This window comes from Pseudorhodoplanes sp. (assembly GCF_035565795.1).
GTDB lineage: Bacteria > Pseudomonadota > Alphaproteobacteria > Rhizobiales > Xanthobacteraceae > Pseudorhodoplanes.
This window is the reverse complement of the sequence record NZ_DATMRV010000180.1, coordinates 1-17,936: the sequence shown is the minus strand read 5'-3', so window position 1 is coordinate 17,936 and position 17,936 is coordinate 1. Positions and strand designations below refer to the sequence as shown.

The 17,936-nt window shown below is 63.0% G+C and carries 18 protein-coding genes; 5 read left to right on the top strand and 13 right to left on the bottom strand.

Annotated features, from left to right (window positions below; all coding sequences use genetic code 11):
- From VNZ93_RS16390 to VNZ93_RS16340, 11 genes are all read right to left on the bottom strand, one after another.
- The coding region (locus tag VNZ93_RS16390) for an amidohydrolase family protein (RefSeq protein WP_325707337.1) at window positions 1-660 on the bottom strand (660 nt) is incomplete at its 3' end.
- 4 nt (window positions 661-664) lie between these two features.
- Window positions 665-1,600 (bottom strand): 3-hydroxyacyl-CoA dehydrogenase family protein, encoded by a 936-nt coding sequence (locus tag VNZ93_RS16385; RefSeq protein WP_325707335.1) that lies wholly within the window; start codon window positions 1,598-1,600, stop codon window positions 665-667.
- A 1-nt stretch (window position 1,601) separates the two neighbouring features.
- Window positions 1,602-2,408 carry an SDR family NAD(P)-dependent oxidoreductase gene (locus tag VNZ93_RS16380; RefSeq protein WP_325707332.1) on the bottom strand — a complete coding sequence of 269 codons (807 nt, stop codon included), beginning with the start codon at window positions 2,406-2,408 and terminating at the stop codon, window positions 1,602-1,604.
- Between the two features lie 103 nt (window positions 2,409-2,511).
- Window positions 2,512-2,853 (bottom strand): cupin domain-containing protein, encoded by a 342-nt coding sequence (locus tag VNZ93_RS16375; RefSeq protein ID WP_325707328.1) that lies wholly within the window; start codon window positions 2,851-2,853, stop codon window positions 2,512-2,514.
- A complete protein-coding gene (locus VNZ93_RS16370; protein ID WP_325707325.1) occupies window positions 2,850-3,692 on the bottom strand; it encodes a cyclase family protein in 843 nt (280 codons plus the stop codon). The genes VNZ93_RS16375 and VNZ93_RS16370 overlap by 4 nt, the downstream gene beginning before the upstream one ends.
- A 12-nt stretch (window positions 3,693-3,704) precedes the next feature.
- Entirely contained in the window at window positions 3,705-4,523 is an 819-nt protein-coding gene (locus VNZ93_RS16365; RefSeq protein WP_325707322.1) for an IclR family transcriptional regulator, read from the bottom strand.
- On the bottom strand, window positions 4,520-5,479 hold the full coding sequence (locus tag VNZ93_RS16360; protein WP_325707319.1) for an amidohydrolase family protein: 960 nt from the start codon (window positions 5,477-5,479) through the stop codon (window positions 4,520-4,522). The genes VNZ93_RS16365 and VNZ93_RS16360 overlap by 4 nt, the downstream gene beginning before the upstream one ends.
- Before the next feature lie 581 nt (window positions 5,480-6,060).
- Window positions 6,061-6,822: a 3-oxoacyl-ACP reductase family protein gene (locus VNZ93_RS16355; RefSeq protein WP_325707317.1), complete on the bottom strand. Its 762-nt coding sequence runs from the start codon at window positions 6,820-6,822 to the stop codon at window positions 6,061-6,063.
- Window positions 6,823-6,885: 63 nt separating this feature from the next.
- A complete protein-coding gene (locus VNZ93_RS16350; RefSeq protein ID WP_325707314.1) occupies window positions 6,886-7,869 on the bottom strand; it encodes a tripartite tricarboxylate transporter substrate binding protein in 984 nt (327 codons plus the stop codon).
- Window positions 7,870-7,989: 120 nt separating this feature from the next.
- Window positions 7,990-8,781 carry an enoyl-CoA hydratase-related protein gene (locus VNZ93_RS16345; protein WP_325707311.1) on the bottom strand — a complete coding sequence of 264 codons (792 nt, stop codon included), beginning with the start codon at window positions 8,779-8,781 and terminating at the stop codon, window positions 7,990-7,992.
- 117 nt (window positions 8,782-8,898) lie between these two features.
- A complete protein-coding gene (locus tag VNZ93_RS16340) occupies window positions 8,899-10,272 on the bottom strand; it encodes an MmgE/PrpD family protein (protein ID WP_325707308.1) in 1,374 nt (457 codons plus the stop codon).
- A gap of 101 nt (window positions 10,273-10,373) precedes the next feature.
- Between VNZ93_RS16340 and VNZ93_RS16335 the strand changes: the two genes are divergently transcribed.
- Genes VNZ93_RS16335 through VNZ93_RS16325 form a run of 3 tightly spaced genes read left to right on the top strand, consistent with a single transcriptional unit; the run spans window position 10,374 to window position 13,263 of the window.
- Window positions 10,374-11,180: an IclR family transcriptional regulator gene (locus tag VNZ93_RS16335; protein WP_325707304.1), complete on the top strand. Its 807-nt coding sequence runs from the start codon at window positions 10,374-10,376 to the stop codon at window positions 11,178-11,180.
- Window positions 11,181-11,240: 60 nt separating this feature from the next.
- Window positions 11,241-11,942, top strand: a complete 702-nt coding sequence (locus VNZ93_RS16330) for an ion channel (protein WP_325707301.1) — start codon at window positions 11,241-11,243, stop codon at window positions 11,940-11,942.
- A gap of 28 nt (window positions 11,943-11,970) precedes the next feature.
- On the top strand, window positions 11,971-13,263 hold the full coding sequence (locus VNZ93_RS16325) for a TAXI family TRAP transporter solute-binding subunit (protein ID WP_325707299.1): 1,293 nt from the start codon (window positions 11,971-11,973) through the stop codon (window positions 13,261-13,263).
- 9 nt (window positions 13,264-13,272) lie between these two features.
- Here the strand turns inward: VNZ93_RS16325 and VNZ93_RS16320 are convergent, their stop codons facing one another.
- Together VNZ93_RS16320 and VNZ93_RS16315 are read right to left on the bottom strand one after the other, a co-directional pair.
- Entirely contained in the window at window positions 13,273-14,205 is a 933-nt protein-coding gene (locus VNZ93_RS16320; RefSeq protein WP_325707296.1) for a hydroxymethylglutaryl-CoA lyase, read from the bottom strand.
- On the bottom strand, window positions 14,202-15,653 hold the full coding sequence (locus VNZ93_RS16315) for an NADH:flavin oxidoreductase (protein ID WP_325707293.1): 1,452 nt from the start codon (window positions 15,651-15,653) through the stop codon (window positions 14,202-14,204). The genes VNZ93_RS16320 and VNZ93_RS16315 overlap by 4 nt, the downstream gene beginning before the upstream one ends.
- Window positions 15,654-15,796: 143 nt before the next feature.
- On the opposite strand from VNZ93_RS16315, the gene VNZ93_RS16310 reads away from it, so the two are divergent.
- Complete coding sequence (locus VNZ93_RS16310) at window positions 15,797-17,410, top strand: AMP-binding protein (protein WP_325707290.1); 1,614 nt, start codon at window positions 15,797-15,799, stop codon at window positions 17,408-17,410.
- A 113-nt stretch (window positions 17,411-17,523) separates the two neighbouring features.
- A complete protein-coding gene (locus tag VNZ93_RS16305; protein WP_325707287.1) occupies window positions 17,524-17,778 on the top strand; it encodes a hypothetical protein in 255 nt (84 codons plus the stop codon).
- Window positions 17,779-17,936: the final 158 nt, after the last annotated feature.

Below are 17,936 nucleotides of genomic sequence, written 5' to 3'. Positions count from 1 at the left end.
GAACGGCATATAGCCGCCGCCATGCGAGACCACGATCCTGAGCGTCGGATACGCGTCGAGAATGCCCTCGTAGAACAGTGAGGCGATTGCCATCGCCTCCTCGAAGGACTGGCCGATGGAATTCCAGAGCTGCCACTTGTGAAAGCGCTTGTCGTGATTGCCGGCGGGGTGGATGAACACCACGGCGCCGAGCGCTTGCGCTGCTTCCCAGAACGGACGCAACGCCGCGTCGCCAATCTCCAGATTGCGCACGCGGGTCGAGATCGTGACCCCCGACAGCCCGAGGTCGGTCATGCAGCGTGTCAGTTCTGCGACGGCGAGATCCGGCGCCTGTAACGGTACGCTGCCGAGGCCGCGGAACCTGTCCGGATGAATGGCGACGGCGCGCGCGATCGCCTCGTTCATCGCGGCGTCAAGCCGAAGCGCGTCGTTCGGCGCCGCGTCATAGGTGCATTGATGCACGAGGCTCGACGACAGCACCTGCGTGCCGACGCCCATCGCATCCATCGCGGCGATGCGCTGATCAATATCAGCCATGCGCGCCAACACAGAAGCGGCGCGGGCCGCATCGGTCGTCTGCGCGAAGATGCTGAAGGCCTGCGTTTCGCTGTAGACGGCCGGGTCGATCAGATGTGCATGGAAATCGACCGGCCCGCGCATCGTGTCACTTTCCGCCGGAGCGATCCGTGGCCCGATCCTTGGCGCGCGCCGCCTTCAGATGTTGCGTCACCTTGGCGCGCAACTCTTTCTGCTGCTCGGGCGTCCACGTGCGGAAGCCTTCGCCGGACTTGAAGCCGAGCTTGCCGTCCGCGACCAGCTTTTCGAGATAGGGCGAGGCGCCGGGCCGGCTTTCAATTTCCGGCAGCACGGTGTTGTGGATCGCTAGCGTCAGGTCGGTGCCGACGAGATCGGCATTCTCCAGTGGGCCCAGCACCGCGAGCCTGCGCCCGAACGCGGCCTTGATCACGGTATCGACCGTTTCAGCGTCGCAGATGCCATGTTCGACCAGCGCGACCGCCTCACGCCAGAGCGCGTGTTGCAGCCGGTTGCCGACGAAGCCCGCAACGTCCTTCTTCACATGCACCGGCGTCTTGCCGATCGCCTTGTGCAGCGCCATCGTCGTATTGATCACCTCTGGCGAGGTCCATTGCGTACCGATTACTTCGACCAGCGGCACGAGATAAGGCGGGTTCCACCAGTGCGTACCGAGGGCGCGCTCGCGGCGTTTCAGTCCCTCCATGATCTTCGTGATCGGAATGACCGAGGTGTTGCTCGCAAGAATCGCGTCCGCACGCGCATGCCGCTCGATTTCCGCGAACAGCGTCTGCTTCAGCGGCAGGTCTTCCAGCACGGCTTCGACCACGTAATCGGCGTCGCGCACGGTCGCGCCGAGATCGGCGTTCGGCGTCACGCGGTTTACCGCCGCCGGATCGTCGTCGAGATCGGCGAGGTTCGCAGCGATCCGCGCCTTCACGGTATCAAGATTGGCCGTGAACGAGTCCGTGATCGTCACATCATGGCCCGCCAGCGCAAACACCTGCGCGATGCCATGACCCATCAGACCTGCGCCGATGACGGCGATACGCGCTTTGCCAGCCATATCAGCCCGCCGTATAGCCGCCGTCGGCATAGAGGATATGGCCGGTGTAGAAATCCGACGCCGACGACGCGAGGAAGAGCAGGGGCCCCGCGAGATCGGATGGTTCGCCCAGCCGGCCCTTGGGCACGCGGGCGAGGAAGGCCGAACGCACGCCCTTGGCTTTCTCGGTGTCCTCGTACATCCATGCCGTGAGCGCGGAGCGGAACACGGTCGGCGCGATGGCATTCACGGTGATGCCGGTGTCGCCCCATTCACAGCCGAGCGCCTTGGTGATGCCGTCCACCGCCGACTTCGACGCGCAATAGGCGCTGTAACCGGCCGGATGGCCGAGCAGGCCGCGCGCTGACGACATCAGCACGATCTTGCCGCCACCACCCTGCTTGAGCATCTGCTTGCCGGCGGCGCGCGCCATCAGCCAGCTCTGCGTCACATTGGCGTCCATCACGTCGAGGAAGCGCTCCGGCGCCATGTCCACGATCTTCGAGACATCATTCTTGCCGGAGCCGACCACCAGGATGTCCAGCCGTCCGAATTTATCGACAGCGGCCTGCACCAGCTTGTCGCAATTGGCTTCCGAATTCGGGCGGATCGCGACGCTCTCCACTTTCGCGCCGAGCGCTTCGCATTCTGCGGCGGTCTTCTTCAATTCATCGGCCTTGCCGGCCGCGATCACCACATTGGCGCCCGCGCCCGCGAGAACCTTCGCCGCCAGCGCGCCGAACGCGCCGGACGCGCCGGTCACGATCGCGGTCTTGCCCCGGATGTCGAACAGGGAGAGGGGATTTTTCAGGAAGGATTCGGATGACATGACGGTTTCCTCCACCGTCATGCCCGGCCTTGTGCCGGGCATCCACGTCTTGACGGACGCAAGGCGTGGATGACCGGCTCAAGCCCGGCCATGACAACGATTATTATTTCCGCGGCGGCAGCATCGCCACCACTATGGTGCAGACGTCGTTCGAGCGGTTGATGATTTCACGCTGCTCGTTCGGGCCGATGTAGCAGGAGTCATTGGCCTTCAGCACATGCTCCTTGCCGTCGACGATGACGGTCAGCTCGCCAGACACCACGAAATAGACCTTTTCCGGTGGAGAGCCGTCCGGCCCCGCGCCGCCGCCGGGCAGGAAGTGGGAAAGCCCGACGATCATCTCCTTGGAGCCGCCGGCCTCCGCGCCGAACAGGCGGAGCGATGTATAGCCGCGGTGGTTCGGCGCCTCGTAGGGCTTCGCCTCGTTGAATCTGCGGACGATCATGCGAACGTCTCCCCACGCTCGATGCGATAGTCACCTTTCGGATCGGTGATTGCGACGAGGCGGATGATGCAGCCGTCACCGCGATCCCAGTTCCACGGGAAGAACGCGAAGGTGCAGCGCTTGCCCGTGACCTTGTCGAGTTCGCCGCCGACATTCTCGATGCCAAGGATGCCGTTCGAGAACAGCTTGCGATGCACCGGCTCCCATTCCGGGAAATCGTCCTTCCAGTCGCGCCCGCCGGACCATTCCTTGTACTCGTCGGCGAGATGCGGATGCAACGGGCCGTTGCGCTGCGGACCGATCGCGGTCGCGAGCGGATGGTCGTTCGCCTGGGTGTCGTGACCGACGACCTTCACCTGCTTCTCGACGAACCAATCGGCGGCCGACGGCACGAAGCCCGGCGCGCGGCAGAAATAGTCCTCGGAGTCCTCGTATTGATGGTGCCAGCCGGTATTGACGATCACCACGTCGCGCGGACGCACGACCTTGCCGGCAGCCTTTTCCAGATCGTCATAGGTGATCTGTTCCCATTTCTTTTTCGGGATCGACACCACGATGCCCGAGCCGAAGAAGTGCGGCAGCGGTACCTCGTCGATGAACGGCGTGCCTTGGACCACGTGCGCCGGCGCGTCGATATGCGTCGTGTTGTGCATCGATGTCGTGATTCGCTGCGACAGGACGCCCGACTTCGCCATGTAATGGATGCGTTCAATTTTCACGTCTTCGAAATAGGGCCAGTTCGGCGACTGATACCCGAAGCGATGCGAGAGGTTATAGAATTCCAGTCCCATCGCGTTTCGAAGGTTCTCCTCGAAATCGATGCCGCGAATTTTTGCCATGCGTGTTCCTCCTTATGAGCCGGTCGTGCTGGACAGATGGCTTTCCAGCGTGCGTTTGGTGGCGAGCAACCGCTCGCAGATGCGTGTGCGTTCGGCGTGGAAGCGTTGCGCCGGGACGGGCACTGAAATCGCGACGTAATTGCCGAGCATGTCGCGCATGGCGACGCCTGCGGCGCAGATGCCGAGCGTGTGTTCCTCCCGGTCGATGGCGTAGCCGTCGCGACGCACCGTCTCGATCTCTTCGAGAAGCTGCGGCAGTTTCGTGATGGTGTGCTGCGTGCGCGCCTTGTAGGTCCGGCCGACCAGCGCCTCGATCGCCTCATTGTCGAGCGCGGCGAGATAGGCCTTGCCGTTGGCGGTGCAGGTCAGCGGAAAGCTTTCCCCAACGGCGGAAACCGTGCGCAGGCGCTGCGAGCCGGTCACCTGATCGATGAAAACGAGGTGGTCGCCCTTGATCGATGCAAGGTCGACGGTCTCGTGGAGCTCTTTCGACAACTCGATCAGGAATGGCCGGGCCAGCGCGACGAAATCGGTGCGCACCGAACCTGCGAGGCGCAGGATGGTCGGACCGAGCCGCACGCGGCCGGCGGGCGATGCCGCGACAACCAGTTTTTCGGTTTCGAGCGCGGCGACGATCCGCTGCACCGTCGAGCGTGCGAGCCCGACTTTCATCGCGATTTCGCCGAGGCTCAACCCGGTCGTTGTGTCTTCCAGCGCGCGCATGATCGAAGCAGCGCGGGCAATCACCTGAACCTGGCTTTTTTCCTGGTTCCTGTCCGGCTCGCCGGCCAGGCCTGGCCCTTTGGCAGCACGCTTCATCGCAACAGTCATGAAGGCTCTCCGATACGAAGGAGACGGGCGGCGTTGTTGTAGGAGATGTCGGCAAGCACGTGCGGATCGAGCGGCAATTCGTCCATGAAGGCGCCGGCCTCGACCGGGTTCTCGAACGGATAGTCCGCGGAATACATCACGTTCTCGCGGCCAAGTGCTTTCAGCGCGCAGTCGATCGGCTCGAACGAGAACATGCCGGACGTCGTGACCACGATGTTCTCGCGGATATAGTCGGACGGCCGCTTCTTCAGCTTCACGCCGTAGAGCTTGGCGCGGCTGTCGAAGCGCCAGAGCTGATAGGGCAGGGTTTCGCCGAGATGGCCGAGCGCGAGCTTGGCGCGCGGGAAGCGATCGAACAGCCCGGAGAAAACGATGCGCAGCGCATGCGTGCCGGTCTCCATCGTCCATTCCCAGGTGGCGCGCTTGAGGCCGCGATGGCCGTCCAGCGCGGGCGCGGGCGTCACAGGATCGGCGGGGTGTAGATAGAGCGGCACGCCGAGCGCTTCGGCCCGCTCCCACAGAGGATATGTGTCCGGATGATCGAGATACTGGCCGTTGGTGTGGCCATTGATCATCGCACCGGAAAACGTCAGATCGCGCACGCAGCGCTCGAGCTCGTCGGCGGCAGCCTTTGCGTCCTGAACGGCAAGGTGTGCGAAGCCGCGGTACCGCGCCGGCGACTTCTGCATTTGCGTCGCGAGGAAATCGTTCGCCTTGCGCGCCATCCGGGTTGCGGTCGCGGTGTCGCGTTCGATCTGAACGCCGGGTCCCGCAAGTGACAGAACGGCGATGCCGATGCCGGATGTATCCATCGCCGCGAGGCGTTGCTCGCCGAAGTCGTTGAGGCGCGCCAGCACCTGCCCGTAGAGCGCCGGATCGACGTCCTCGACCGTCTTGAGCCAGTATTGCTCGAATTCAGGCGCGAGGAAGTGCTCCTCGAGGGCAATCCGTTTCATGCGCGCGCGGAGGGGCCTGGTTCGCCGCCTCCGTCCTCCCACCTGTGATTATTCTAGATGTACCGCTAAGCGGTACATCTGTATCGTTGGGTGGTCATTCTATGCCGGGCGATTGCGATGTCAAATGCGCGCCGTGAGCGCGGCATTTCCGCGGCTCCTCGCCATTGCTGTCGGGACGTGAGGGAATGATCCGGGCGCGTCGCTGAAGTCAGCGATATGATCGGCCGCGCTGTGTCAGGAGAGCGGAAGCAAGATCACGCCTTGCGCGTGATGCGACGCGCGAGCCGATCCTGGTATGACCATCGTGAGGCAGAGTGCGATTGGCCAGGCGACCAAATTCCTTGGCCAAAGCCATTCCTGTGAGGGTTCCACAGCGATGAGGGACATGATCCTCGTGGGTTCGCGCCGTGGCGCGACTTCATCCTGCAGAAGCAGGGGCCGGAATAACCACACCTGCCTTGTATCTTTTCGTCGTGGGGGAAATACGTGCTGCAATTGCAGCGCGCTCCGTGTCCCCACGAACGCGGGAACCGATGCGCCGCCGTGACTATCGGCCCGCGCGAAAGCGGGCTCGATATCCGTCAGATCATGTAATGCCCGCCATTGACGTGCGTGGCCTGGCCCGACACGAAGCCTCCGCCGGGCGAGGCAAGAAATGCCACCGCTGCCGCTACTTCGTTCACATCGCCGAAACGGCCGAGAGGAATTTCGGACTGGATCTTCTGCTTCGCCTGATGCGGATACTGGCTCCAGTCGCGTTCGGTATCGATGGCGCCAGGAACGACGGTGTTCGCGGTGATGCCATCGGGGCCAAACTCACGCGCGATCGCCTTCGCTAATCCGTGCATGCCGGCCTTGCAGGTGACGTTATGTGCGCGATGCGTCACCTGCGCCCAGAATCCGTCGAAGCCGGAGATGAGCACGATCCGCCCCCACTTGTTCTTGCGCATGTGCGGGATCGCGTGGCGGCTGAGATAGAAGGCCGAACTGAGATTGATCGAGAGTACGGTGTTCCAGTCCTCGGGCGTTATCTCGAGGAAGGACTGATAGCGGCGAATGCCGACATTGTTGACCATGATGTCGATGTTGCCGAAGGCATCGACGCAGGACTGGATGAGCTTTGCGGACTCGTCATCCTTCGACACATCGGCCATCACGCCGATCGCCTTGCCACCGGCCGCATTGATTTCGGCAACGACCTTGTCGACAGCGTCCTTGCTGGACGAGCCGTTGACCACGACTGCGGCGCCCTTCTTTGCCAGCGCATGTGCAATCGCGCGTCCGATGTTGCGGCCCGATCCGGTGACGACCGCAGCGCGGCCCTGTAAGTCCTGTTCAGACATCGTATGTCCCAAATAAAGAGCGGCGCCCGAGAGGCCGGGCGCCGCAGTTGAAGGTCTTCCTTGTTATTCCGGCTTGATGCCGATGGAAGGAATGACCTTGGTCCAGTGATCGAATTCTTCCTGCATGGACTTCTGCAGCGCTTCGGGCGAGCCGCCGGCAGCGGTCGCGCCCTGCGTCTTGAGCCTGGCGATCACGTCCGGCTTCTTGATCATGTCAGAGACGAGAGCGTTGACGCGATCGACCACGGGCTTCGGCGTACCGAGCGGCGCGAACACGCCGACCCAGGTGAAGGTATCGACGCCGGGCACGGTCTCCGAGATTGTCGGAACGCCCGGTAGATCGGGGGAGCGCTTGGTTTCGGCGAGCGCGATGATGCGGATGGTGCCGGCCTGCGCCTGCGGCATCACCGCGGGGGTGGTGCCGAAGCTGATCGGAATATGTCCGGCGACCAGATCCTGAATGGCCGGTCCGCCGCCCTTGTATGGCACGTGGACCATGTTCAGCCCGGTCTTCTGCTTCAGCAATTCGCCCGCGATGTGATGCGCGGAGCCGACGCCGGCGCTGCCGAAGCTGAGCTTCTGATCGGGATTCTTTTTCGCGTAATCGATCAACTCCTTCACGCTGTTGACCGGCAGCTTGGAATTGACCGCAAGAGTCATCGCCACGTCCGCGACCTTGACCACGGGGGTGAACGACTTCATCGGGTCGAACGGATAGTTCTTCTGCATGTGGGCATTCATGGTGACCGGTGCGTTGACCGTCACCATGAACGTGTAGCCGTCAGGCGCGGACTTCGCGACCTGCATGGCTCCGGTCGTGCCGCCGGCTCCCGGCTTGTTTTCCACGACGACCGGCACCTTGAGCTGCTCCTCAAGCTGATCGCGGACCATACGCCCGATGAAGTCGCTGGAAGCACCGGGCGGATAGGGCACGATCAGGGTGATCGCGCGGCTCGGCCACTTGTCCTGTGCCAGCGCGCTGCCGGCTGTCAGCGTCAACGCTGACAGGGCAAGCGCAAGGCACGCAGTACGTCGTGTAAACGTCATTCCATTTCCTCCCATTCGGATCAGCGGAGTGTCTCGCTGGCGGGCACCTTTTCAGTGTCTTTCCGCCTATTGTAGAGAAGCGAGAGTATCAGTCCAACCGCTGCGTTGACTGACCAAACATCAGCGTCCCTTGAATTGCGGCTTTCGCTTCTCGTTGAACGCGAGAACGCCCTCGTGGCGGTCTTCGGTCGAGATCATGCGCTCGTAGCACTGGATTTCGAACGCAAGGCCCGATTGCAGGTCCATGTTCATCGAGGCATTCACCGCCTTCTTGATCTGCCGCACCGAGATGGGCGCATTGTCGCAGATCGTGCGTGCGATCGACATGACCGACGGCATGAGGTCGGCCGCGTCGCAAACCTCGTTGACCATGCCCCAATCATAGGCCTGTTCCGCCGAGAAGGGCAGCCCGCTCATGATGATCTGCTTTGCGCGCCGCACGCCGACCGCGCGGGGCAGATTCTGCGTGGATCCGGCACCGGGCATGATGCCACGGGTCACTTCCGGCAGGGCGAAACGCGCGTGCCGCGCCGCGTAAATGAAGTCGCAGCACAGCGCCAGCTCGCATCCGCCGCCGAACGCAACACCGTTCACCGCTGCGATCACCGGCACGGCGGAATTGATGATCGAGTAGGCGGCTTCCTCGATGATCGCGTGCTGGGCGCGCCATTGCTCATCGGTCATGCCCTTGCGTTCCTTGAGATCGCCACCGGCGCTGAAGGCCTTTTCGCCGGCCCCGGTCAGGATCACGCAGCGCACATCACCCGGATAGAAGGCGAGCTTGCCGAACACCTTGTAGAGGTCTTCGGAGGTCGCGGTGTTGAGCGCGTTGTGAACCTCGGGGCGGTTGAAGCGGACCACCATGAGGCCCGGCTCGGGATGCTCCACCTGAAGATGTTTAAGTCCATCCATGTTTAGTGTCCTTCGTGACTACGCTGTATCCGTTTCGTAGTACCTAGCTCTTGAAAGCGTCGGAACCGCAGGACACCAGCAACTCTTGTAATTCGCGCGGCTTCAATGCCTGCCGCACTAGGCCGCGTTTGCCGCACGCTGCGCGGGCGGGAATACGCCGAAACCATCGGTCGATGACATGCGGTCGAGTCCCTGAATGGCATCGAACAGCGTACGCGCGCCGCTTTCGCCGAGCGTCGGCTTCACGCAGTCTTCGAACTTCGTCCACATCGCTTCGGTTTCGACGCCGCGCTGGAAGTGACCGCGCGGGCGCTTGACCGCTTCCGTGGTGAGCTTTTCGCCGCCGCGGACATGCAGTGTCACGCGATCGAACGGCGAATGCGCCGGCTCGTGATCGTCGCGTTCCTTGATGGTGATGACGCGGACCTTGCGGATCAGGTCCTGCACATCCGGCCGGTTCACGAAAGCATCGGTCAGTTCGGCATTGCCGCAGGCTCCCGCCACAATGGCCGAAGCCACGCCGAACTCGCCGGAGATCTTGGCATCCAGACCGTTGGTGGGACGATGCACGCGCAGGATTTCCGCCTGGGTCTCGCCGATCTCGAGATCGATCGCCTCGACGTCCTCGGCCTTCACCGGCTTGACCTTGCGCATGTCGATGACCGCATCGACCGCGCGATGGATCGCGTAGCAGACCGGATAAAGCTTGATGTTGATGCCGGCACGCAGGATGCCCCAGTCCTCTCCGAACTTAGCAGGCGACGTGGTGTCGACCTGGCCCTTGGGCGAGATCGCGCGCAGGAAACCGAGATCGTCCTCGATCGCGGTCTCGGTGGACGTGAGGCCAGCCTCCGCGAGACGCGCGGCGAGCAGGCCGGACTGAGCCGCGCGGCCGACCTGATAGGGCTTTGTCATCGAGCCGAAATTGCCGACAATTCCTCCGGCGAGCGAGGCCACGACGCCGAGCGTACGCGTCGCCATCGCTGCGTCATGCCCGCGCAGGGAGGAGACCGCGGCTGCCGCTGCAATGGTTCCGAGCATCGCGGTCGGATGCCAGCCCTTGCGATGAAGCTGGTCCTGGTCGCGCCGGGCCATCTCGGCCCAGATTTCATACCCCGCGACATAGGCCGTGATCATCGCTCGCCCGTCCGCGCCGCGTTCGGCGGCTTCCGAAAGGATGGTCGGAACCAGAATCGCGCTCGGATGACCGGCAAGGCCGGTGTCATCGTAGTCGATGGCGTGCGCGGCGACGCCGTAAACCAGCGCGCGCTCCGGAGCCGGTGCCTGCACGGACGAAATCGAGGGGTGGGAGCCGTCATGGGCAATGCCGAGGCCGCGCGCCGTGGTGCGGGTCACAGGCTCGTTCCAGCCCGTGATCATGCAGGCGATGCAGTCGGTGAAACCCAGTCGAACCGTTTTGACCGCATCCGCCGGCAGCATGTCGTAGCGCAGTGCGGCGATGAAACGCCCCATATCGGCCGTCAGTCCCATTTGAGCTCTCCTCACTTTCTGGCCGTTCCGGTAGGAGACGCCGTTTGTCATGTCAACGTGAAGTTTGATATGGGAAACGCTGGAAACGAGCGCCCACAGCCATGCCGAGCCAAAAAGCAGACGATTCCGAGGACAGGATCGACCCGCGCTACATCGTGCCGGGTCTGTCGCGCGGCCTCGCGCTGTTGCAGCTTTTTCCGCGCAGCAAGCCGGCCAAGACGCTCGCGGAACTTGCGGCCGGGCTGGGATTAACGCGATCGGCCACCTACCGGCTGGTTTATACACTCGAGGCCGACGGATTCATCGCGCGCGATTCCGAAACAAGGCGTTATCGGCTCACATCGAAGACGCTCGATCTTGGTTTCGAATACCTGCACGCGCAGCCGATCACGGAAACCGCGCAGCCATTTCTCCGTGCGCTCAGTGACCGCACCAACGCGGCCGCGCATGTTGCAATTCTCGACGGCTGGCATGCCGTCTATCTCGCGCGCGCACTGCCGAATGCGGGACTTGTCAGCAATCTACAATTGGGCGCGCGCCTGCCCGCGCATACAACATCGAGCGGCCGGATCATGCTTGCCTATCAGGACGAGGAGCGCCTGCGGGCAATCTACGAAAGGCTGCGGAAGGAATTGCGGAACGGGTCGGCCATGCTGCCCATTCAGGATTTCAACAGGCAGGTCGCCGGCGACCGCAAGCGGGGTTATGTCTTTCACCACTCGACCGTCGATCCCGGACTGGTCAGTCTTGCCTTCCCGGTGCGCGATCACGACTCGCGCGTGGTTGCCGCGGTGACCGTGATCGTGCCCGAGAAGATGTCCGACTCCATGGGCGGAGAGCGCGCGTTGCGCCCGATGGTCCATGAGGCTGCCGATGCGATCTCAAGGAAGATAGGGTATCGCGGCTGAGAAGGCCGGGAACCACAACAGGAGTTGTGGCAGAGTTGGGCGATCAACCGGCGATTCGCCATGCACCAGCCCACCGGAACGAGCCAGTCCGAAGTTTTCCGCTATGGCGGCTCGGGTACCGTCCTTCTGATCGCACTGCTTCTCTACGTCGGCTTGCATCCGCTCGTGCTGGGCGGAACGGCCGCCCGGCTGGTCGGCGGCATCATCGTGGCGGTCATTCTTGTCGCCGGGACCATGGCCGCCAGTCGCGCCAAGCGATTGCGGGTGCTTGGGATCATGTTCGCTGTCGCGACATTCGGTTTTCAGGTTGCCTGGTTCCTAACGGGCAGCAAACCGGTCGAAGCCGCGATGATGGCCACGTTTGCGGTGTTCTGCTTTTTCACCGCAGGCGTGATCCTGCGTCACGTTCTGTCATTCGGCCCGCTCTACGCGGATCGTGTTCATGCGGCGCTCAGCGTTTATATCCTGCTCGCCTTCGGCTGGGCGGGCGCCTACGCGATGATCGAGATCATGTCGCCCGGAGCCTTTTCCATTCCGCGCGCGGCAGGCGCTGTGCCCGATCAAGATGCGCCGCTTCTCGCGGATATGATGCATCTGAGCATTGCCACCCTGACCTCGACCGGCTTTGGAGACATCACGCCGGTTGCGCCTTTTGCCCGCTCGTTCAGTCAACTGGAACAATTGACGGGTGTATTCTACATCGCTGTCCTGATCTCGCGACTGATCGGGCTCTATCAGATGGAGACGCGGGAGTCCGAGTGATATACTTCCGTGACGGATCGGACGTTTCATGCTGCTTGCGCGCTGGATGAGAATTGCGCTGGTCTTCGGCCTGGTCGTTCTGACGGCAGGCCTTGGGCTTTACGCGTACCGTTATTCCATCCGTCCGGTGACACTGACCGTCGCCGCCGGTTCGCTCGATGGCGAGGGCGCGCGGCTGATGAATGCGCTGGCGTCCAAACTGGGATCGACCGCGAACTCGCGAATCCGCCTGAAAGTCATCGACACCGGCACGCCGCTCGGCGCGGCCGAGGCGTTCGCCAGGGGAGAGGCCGATCTTGCGATCGTTCGTGGCGACGCGACCGATCTGAAAGGTGCAAGAACCGTCGTGGTCATCACGCACGGCGTACTGATGCTGCTCGGTCTGCCGGGCTCGTCGATTACCGACCTCGATCATCTCAAGGGCAAGACGATCGGCGTGGTTGGCGGGCCGGTCAATCAGCGGATCGCGTCCGTTCTGGATAGCGAATACGATCTGTCGCGGAACAAGGTGAAATTTGTCGATCTGTCTCTGCCGGATGTCGCCGCGGCGATTCAGGGCAAGAAGGTTCAGGCCCTCCTGTTCGTGACGCCGATCTCGGGCCGATATCTTGCGATGTTGCGCAATTTCTTCCCGCGCGACGCCAAGAAGAGTCCGACGCTGATTCCGATCGAATCTGCCGGCGCCATCGCTGCCGCCGTCGGTGCTTACGAGAGCTTCGACATTCCGAAGGGAACGATCCGCGGATCGCCGGCAATTCCGGAAGACGATCTGACGACGCTGCGCGTCCCGGTCTATCTGATCGCCAAGGAAAAGCTGGACGACGATACCGCGACACAACTGACCCAGGCGATCATGGAAACGCGCAGCAACATGCTGGGTGAGCACCCCATCCTTGCGCAGATCAGCGCGCCGTCGACGGAAAAGGACGCACCGATTCCCATTCATCCGGGCGCGGCGGCCTATTTCAGCGGGGACGTGAAAACGATCTTCGATAAATACGGCGACCAGTTTTTCTACGCGTCGATGCTGCTCGGCATGCTGAGTTCGCTCGCGGCGGCATTCTGGAAATTCATGATGCCGGCGCCCGAAGGCGGCCGTCCCCCCGAGCGGCTTTACAACATCACAGGGCGCATACGCGATGCGGCCACCCAGGAAGATCTCGATCGGATCGAGGACGAGATCGACGAAATCCTGCGGACCGAGTTGTCCCGTGACAAGCGGGACGAGTCCGATGCAAGCGCGTTGCAGATCGCGCTCAGCCGGCTGGAATATCTGATCAAGCAACGACGGCGGATTCTGCAAGCCCCGCTTGCAGGATAGCCGCGCGGCTCAGTCCACCTTCACGCGCACGGCGTCCATCGCGTGAAGCTCCGAAGCCTTGCCTGACTTCATCACCATGCCGGGCAGGGGGCGTCCGAGCACCTCTTGAGCCATTCCCGCAACTGCGATCAGGGCGTCAAGATCGATGCCGGTTTCGATCCCCATCTCGTGCGCCATATGCACGAAATCTTCGGTGCAGATGTTGCCGACGGCGCGCGGGGCGAACGGACAGCCGCCGAGCCCGCCGATCGATCCCTCGAAATGGCGGATGCCGCAATCAAGTCCGGCAAGCGCATTGGCTATGCCGATCCCGCGCGTGTTGTGCAGATGCAGTCCAATTGTGGCTTCGGGAAAAGCCTTCTGCAGATCCTCCACCGTGCGGCGGATCCGGTCGGGATTGGCGACGCCCGTGGTGTCGGCGAGATAGATGATCGGCGCGCCATGACCCAGCAATTGCGCCATCATCCGGTGCATGCGCTCGCGCGACACCGGGCCTTCATAGGGGCAGCCGAAGGCCGTGGCGATTGCACCCACCACCCGGCTCTGCGTGCCCTTCGCGGCTGCGGCGATGTCGTCGATGGCTTTCATGCCCTCTTCGGTGGTCATGCGCACATTGAGCCGGTTGAAACTGTCGCTGACCGCGACTCCGGCCTTGAGATCGTCGATGCCGACGGCAATGGCGCGGTCGGCGCCGCGCGCATTCGGAATGAAGGCGCCGTAGCGCACACCGGGCTCACGCTTGATGCCGGTGGCGACGGCATCGGCATCGGCAAGCTGCGGGATCACTTTCGGATGCACAAAGCCCGTGATCTCGATTTTTTTCACGCCGGTCTTTGAGAGCGCGTCGATCAGCGCGATCTTCTTTTCGGTCGGGACGAAGCTGCGCTCGATCTGCAGACCGTCGCGCATGCCGACTTCACTGATTTCGATCGTCTGGGTCATTGTGGGGGAGACCATTCAGGTGCCGTCAGGCGGCGCTTGCCGTCCGGTGTCTTGCTCACGTTCGGGTCTTTGAGCGCTTCCTTGTCCCAAAGCTGGCAGGTCACCGTCTTGTGCTTCTGGTCGAGGCCTTCGCAGTAATTGGTGAATTCGCAAATGCGCACCTGGTCACCAAGCCCGAGCTTCGTCTTGAGGAACCAGTCGGGATCGGCGAGCGTCTGGCGCGCGGAGCCGACGACGTCACACACCCCGTCAGCGAGCATCTGTTCGGCAAACTCGAAATTGTGCACGCCGCCAGTGCAGACCACCGGCGTTTCGAGGCCTTCGGCGCGAACCGCCCTGCGAATCGCAGTGGTCGCGTCGACGTTGCGTCCGAACGGGCCGCGTTCATCGGAAATGTATTGCGGCATGCACTCGTAACCGCTCGGGCCAGTATAGGGATAGGCGGCGCCGCCAACACCGGGCTGCTTCGCGTCGTCGAATTTGCCGCCGCGCGAGGTCGAAATGAAGTCCATGCCGGCTTTTGCGAAGGCTAGGCCGAAATAGGTCGCGTCATCCGCGTCGCTGCCGCCGTCAATGCATTCATCCGCGAGGAAGCGGCAGCCGACCGCAAAGTCCGGCCGTGTCCGGGCACGGACTTCCTTGAAGACCTCGAGCGGCAGGCGCGCGCGGTTTTCCAGCGATCCGCCATAGCCGTCGTCCCGCGTGTTCTTGCGGGAGAGGAACGACGCCATCGTATAGGCATGCGCGTAATGCAGTTCGACGCCGTCGAAGCCCGCGGCTTGCGCCCGCACCGAGGCGCTGGCGAACAGGTCCGGCAGCACCTTTGGCAATTCGCGGACATGCGGCAGGTCCATATCGGTGACCCGCTCGCGATAGCCGAACTCAAGCGATTCCAGCTCACGCTCGGTGAGGATCTTCGCGAGTTCGTCGCGTTTCATGCCGGCGAGCGCCGCGCGGATGTCGGCATCGCTCAGGCCGGGCAGGGCTTTGCGATGTTCATCGGTGATAGCAAGGAATCGTTCGAAATACTTCTTCGCGTCGGGGCGGCGGCGGATCGACAGGAAGTCGATCACCTGGATGAACGCGCGCGAGTGGCCGTCGCTTGCGTCGCGAATGGCGTCGACCAGCCGCTTCAACCCGGGGATGAACCGGTCGTCGCCAATGCGCATGAGCGGCCCGCTCGGTACGTCACGGATGCCCGTGGCCTCCACGACGATCGCACCGGGACGGCCCTTCGCGAAACGCGCGTACCACTCAACCACAGCGTCGGTGACAAAGCCGTCATCCGTCGCGCGCCAGGGCACCATGGCCGGCACCCAGGTCCGCTGCTCGAGCGTGACCGGGCCGATCGATACGGGCGAGAAAAGCCGCGATTTCTCAGCCTCGGCTTTCGACGGTATCCGGCCGTGCTTCGGCTCAAACTGGATGCGCTGCGGAGGACGCCACATTTCTCGCGCTCGTATTTTGAATTATATCCATATGGATGTATGCGTATGCGGCAGGCCCGTCAATCGTACGGGCCATGCCGGTTGTCAGAGGCTGTTCCACGCGGATAGGTTTCGAGAGCCGTCACGCCCCTCGCACTTGTCCCATGCTTGATCCCAGCGCTTTTTCCGACACTTTTGCGCGCGACCACCTGCCGCCCTTCGATCTGTGGCCGCAATTCGAGGGGCTCGATGCCCTCGGCTATCCGAAGCGGTTTAACGCTGCGGTTGAACTGATCGACCGGCAGGTCGAGGCGGGCTTTGGGCCCCGGCTCGCGATCCGCACACCGGCTGCGACCTGGACCTACGAACAGCTTCTCGACAAGGCGAATCGCATCGCCGCTGTGCTGCGAGACGATCTCGGGCTTGTGCCGGGCAACCGTGTGCTGCTGCGGTCCGCCAACAACGCGATGAAGGCCGCAGCCTGGCTCGGCGTGCTGAAGGCGGGAGGCATCGCGGTCGCGACCATGCCTCTGCTGCGCACAGCAGAGCTGTCCTACATGCTGGGAAAGGCGGGCGTGCAGTTTGCGCTGTGCGACGTGCGGCTCGCCGGTGAACTCGACAAGGCGGCGGAGTCCGCGCCCGCCCTCAAGACGCTCTATTTCCATACCGATGCCGCCGATGGACTTGAGGCGCGCATGGCGCGCAAAAGCGGCGCCTTCGACAATGTGATCCCCTCGCATGACGACGTGGCGCTGATCGCGTTCACGTCGGGCACCACCGGTCAGTCCAAGGCGACGGTGCATTTCCACCGCGATGTGCTTGCGATTGCGGACTGTCTGCCGCGGCATATCCTCAAGCCCGTTCCGGACGATGTGTTTCTGGGCTCTGCGCCGTTCGCGTTCACGTTCGGACTCGGCGCTATGCTGGTGTTTCCGCTGCGCTTTGGCGCCTCCGCCGTAATGCTGGAGCAACCGACGCCGGACGCCATGCTGTCGGCTGTCGAACGCGAAGGGGTGTCACGACTGTTCACGGTGCCGACACTGTATCGCTCCATGACGCCGCTTGCCGCCGGCTATGATGTGTCTTCGCTGAAGAGCTGCATCTCGTCAGGCGAGCATATGCCGCTGACCGTGCTTGAAGGGTGGTATCGCGCGACCGGCGTGCGGATGATGAATTCGATCGGTTCGACCGAGATGCTGCATGGCTTCGTGATCAACCAGGACACGCAGCATGTTCCCGGATCTGTCGGAAAGCCTGCGCCCGGCTATCGCGCGATCGTCGTCGACGATGACATGAACCCGCTCCCGCCCGGGCAGGTCGGCAAGCTCGCGGTGCGCGGCCCGACCGGATGCCGCTATCTCTCCGATCCGGAGCGGCAGAAAAAATACGTGCAGGCGGGCTGGAATTTGACCGGCGACGCGTTCGAGACCGACGCAGAGGGCAATTTCTGGTATCACGCCCGCACCGACGACATGATCGTAAGCGCGGGCTACAACATTTCCGGCGCGGAGGTCGAAGGCGTTCTGCTGCAGCACGCCTTCGTCGCGGAATGCGCCGTTGTCGGGCTCCCGAACGAAGAGCGTGGTCAGATTGTAGCCGCGTATGTCGTGCTGCGAGAGGGCGCCGAAAACGGCGATGCGATGAAGCGGGAATTGCAGGATCTCGTGAAGGCGCAGATTGCGCCTTACAAATATCCGCGCGCCATCGAATTCGTGCCGGCGCTGCCGAAGACCATCACGGGCAAGATTTCGCGCAATGCGCTGCGCGAGATGCGCTGACCCGCGCTTCCGGACCCCGCACGACGACCTGTGCGATTTCGCACATCCCTGCGCGGCGGGGATCCCTATCTCCGTTTTACTGGCCTCGGGCCAATGAAAATCGGAGTTCCAGAATGAAACGCCAAATCGTCTCGGCTCTTGCGATTGCCCTGTCGGCAGCCACGCTCGCTGTCTCGGCCGCAGAAGCGCAAACCAGCCGCCATCGTGTCGCACCGTCCGCGGCTGCCGCCCACGCACAGGTGCCGCCGCACGCGCCCGTCACGCAGGCGACGCCACAATCGAACGAGGTCTATGAATGGGGCAAGTATCAGGGGCAGGACCCCGATCCGAATGTCCGCCTCATGCTTCGCCGCGACTTCCATAACTGATGGACTGCAACGCTTGAGCGACAGAAGGCCGGCCCGTTGCCGGCCTTCTTCGTTCAGAGAACGTCCCCGCTGAGGTCTGCGTTCTCGCAACCGGCGTCGTGCTTCAGCATGCATTGCAGGCGCTTGGTATCCGTGATGACGAGCGCTCCGCGCTTGCG

Coding starts and splice junctions, on each gene's coding strand:
- VNZ93_RS16385 (WP_325707335.1), bottom strand. CDS start 1,600: ATGGCTGGCAAAGCGCGTATCGCCGTCATCGGCGCAGGTCTGATGGGT.
- VNZ93_RS16380 (WP_325707332.1), bottom strand. CDS start 2,408: ATGTCATCCGAATCCTTCCTGAAAAATCCCCTCTCCCTGTTCGACATC.
- VNZ93_RS16375 (WP_325707328.1), bottom strand. CDS start 2,853: ATGATCGTCCGCAGATTCAACGAGGCGAAGCCCTACGAGGCGCCGAAC.
- VNZ93_RS16370 (WP_325707325.1), bottom strand. CDS start 3,692: ATGGCAAAAATTCGCGGCATCGATTTCGAGGAGAACCTTCGAAACGCG.
- VNZ93_RS16365 (WP_325707322.1), bottom strand. CDS start 4,523: ATGACTGTTGCGATGAAGCGTGCTGCCAAAGGGCCAGGCCTGGCCGGC.
- VNZ93_RS16360 (WP_325707319.1), bottom strand. CDS start 5,479: ATGAAACGGATTGCCCTCGAGGAGCACTTCCTCGCGCCTGAATTCGAG.
- VNZ93_RS16355 (WP_325707317.1), bottom strand. CDS start 6,822: ATGTCTGAACAGGACTTACAGGGCCGCGCTGCGGTCGTCACCGGATCG.
- VNZ93_RS16350 (WP_325707314.1), bottom strand. CDS start 7,869: ATGACGTTTACACGACGTACTGCGTGCCTTGCGCTTGCCCTGTCAGCG.
- VNZ93_RS16345 (WP_325707311.1), bottom strand. CDS start 8,781: ATGGATGGACTTAAACATCTTCAGGTGGAGCATCCCGAGCCGGGCCTC.
- VNZ93_RS16340 (WP_325707308.1), bottom strand. CDS start 10,272: ATGGGACTGACGGCCGATATGGGGCGTTTCATCGCCGCACTGCGCTAC.
- VNZ93_RS16335 (WP_325707304.1), top strand. CDS start 10,374: ATGCCGAGCCAAAAAGCAGACGATTCCGAGGACAGGATCGACCCGCGC.
- VNZ93_RS16330 (WP_325707301.1), top strand. CDS start 11,241: ATGCACCAGCCCACCGGAACGAGCCAGTCCGAAGTTTTCCGCTATGGC.
- VNZ93_RS16325 (WP_325707299.1), top strand. CDS start 11,971: ATGCTGCTTGCGCGCTGGATGAGAATTGCGCTGGTCTTCGGCCTGGTC.
- VNZ93_RS16320 (WP_325707296.1), bottom strand. CDS start 14,205: ATGACCCAGACGATCGAAATCAGTGAAGTCGGCATGCGCGACGGTCTG.
- VNZ93_RS16315 (WP_325707293.1), bottom strand. CDS start 15,653: ATGTGGCGTCCTCCGCAGCGCATCCAGTTTGAGCCGAAGCACGGCCGG.
- VNZ93_RS16310 (WP_325707290.1), top strand. CDS start 15,797: ATGCTTGATCCCAGCGCTTTTTCCGACACTTTTGCGCGCGACCACCTG.
- VNZ93_RS16305 (WP_325707287.1), top strand. CDS start 17,524: ATGAAACGCCAAATCGTCTCGGCTCTTGCGATTGCCCTGTCGGCAGCC.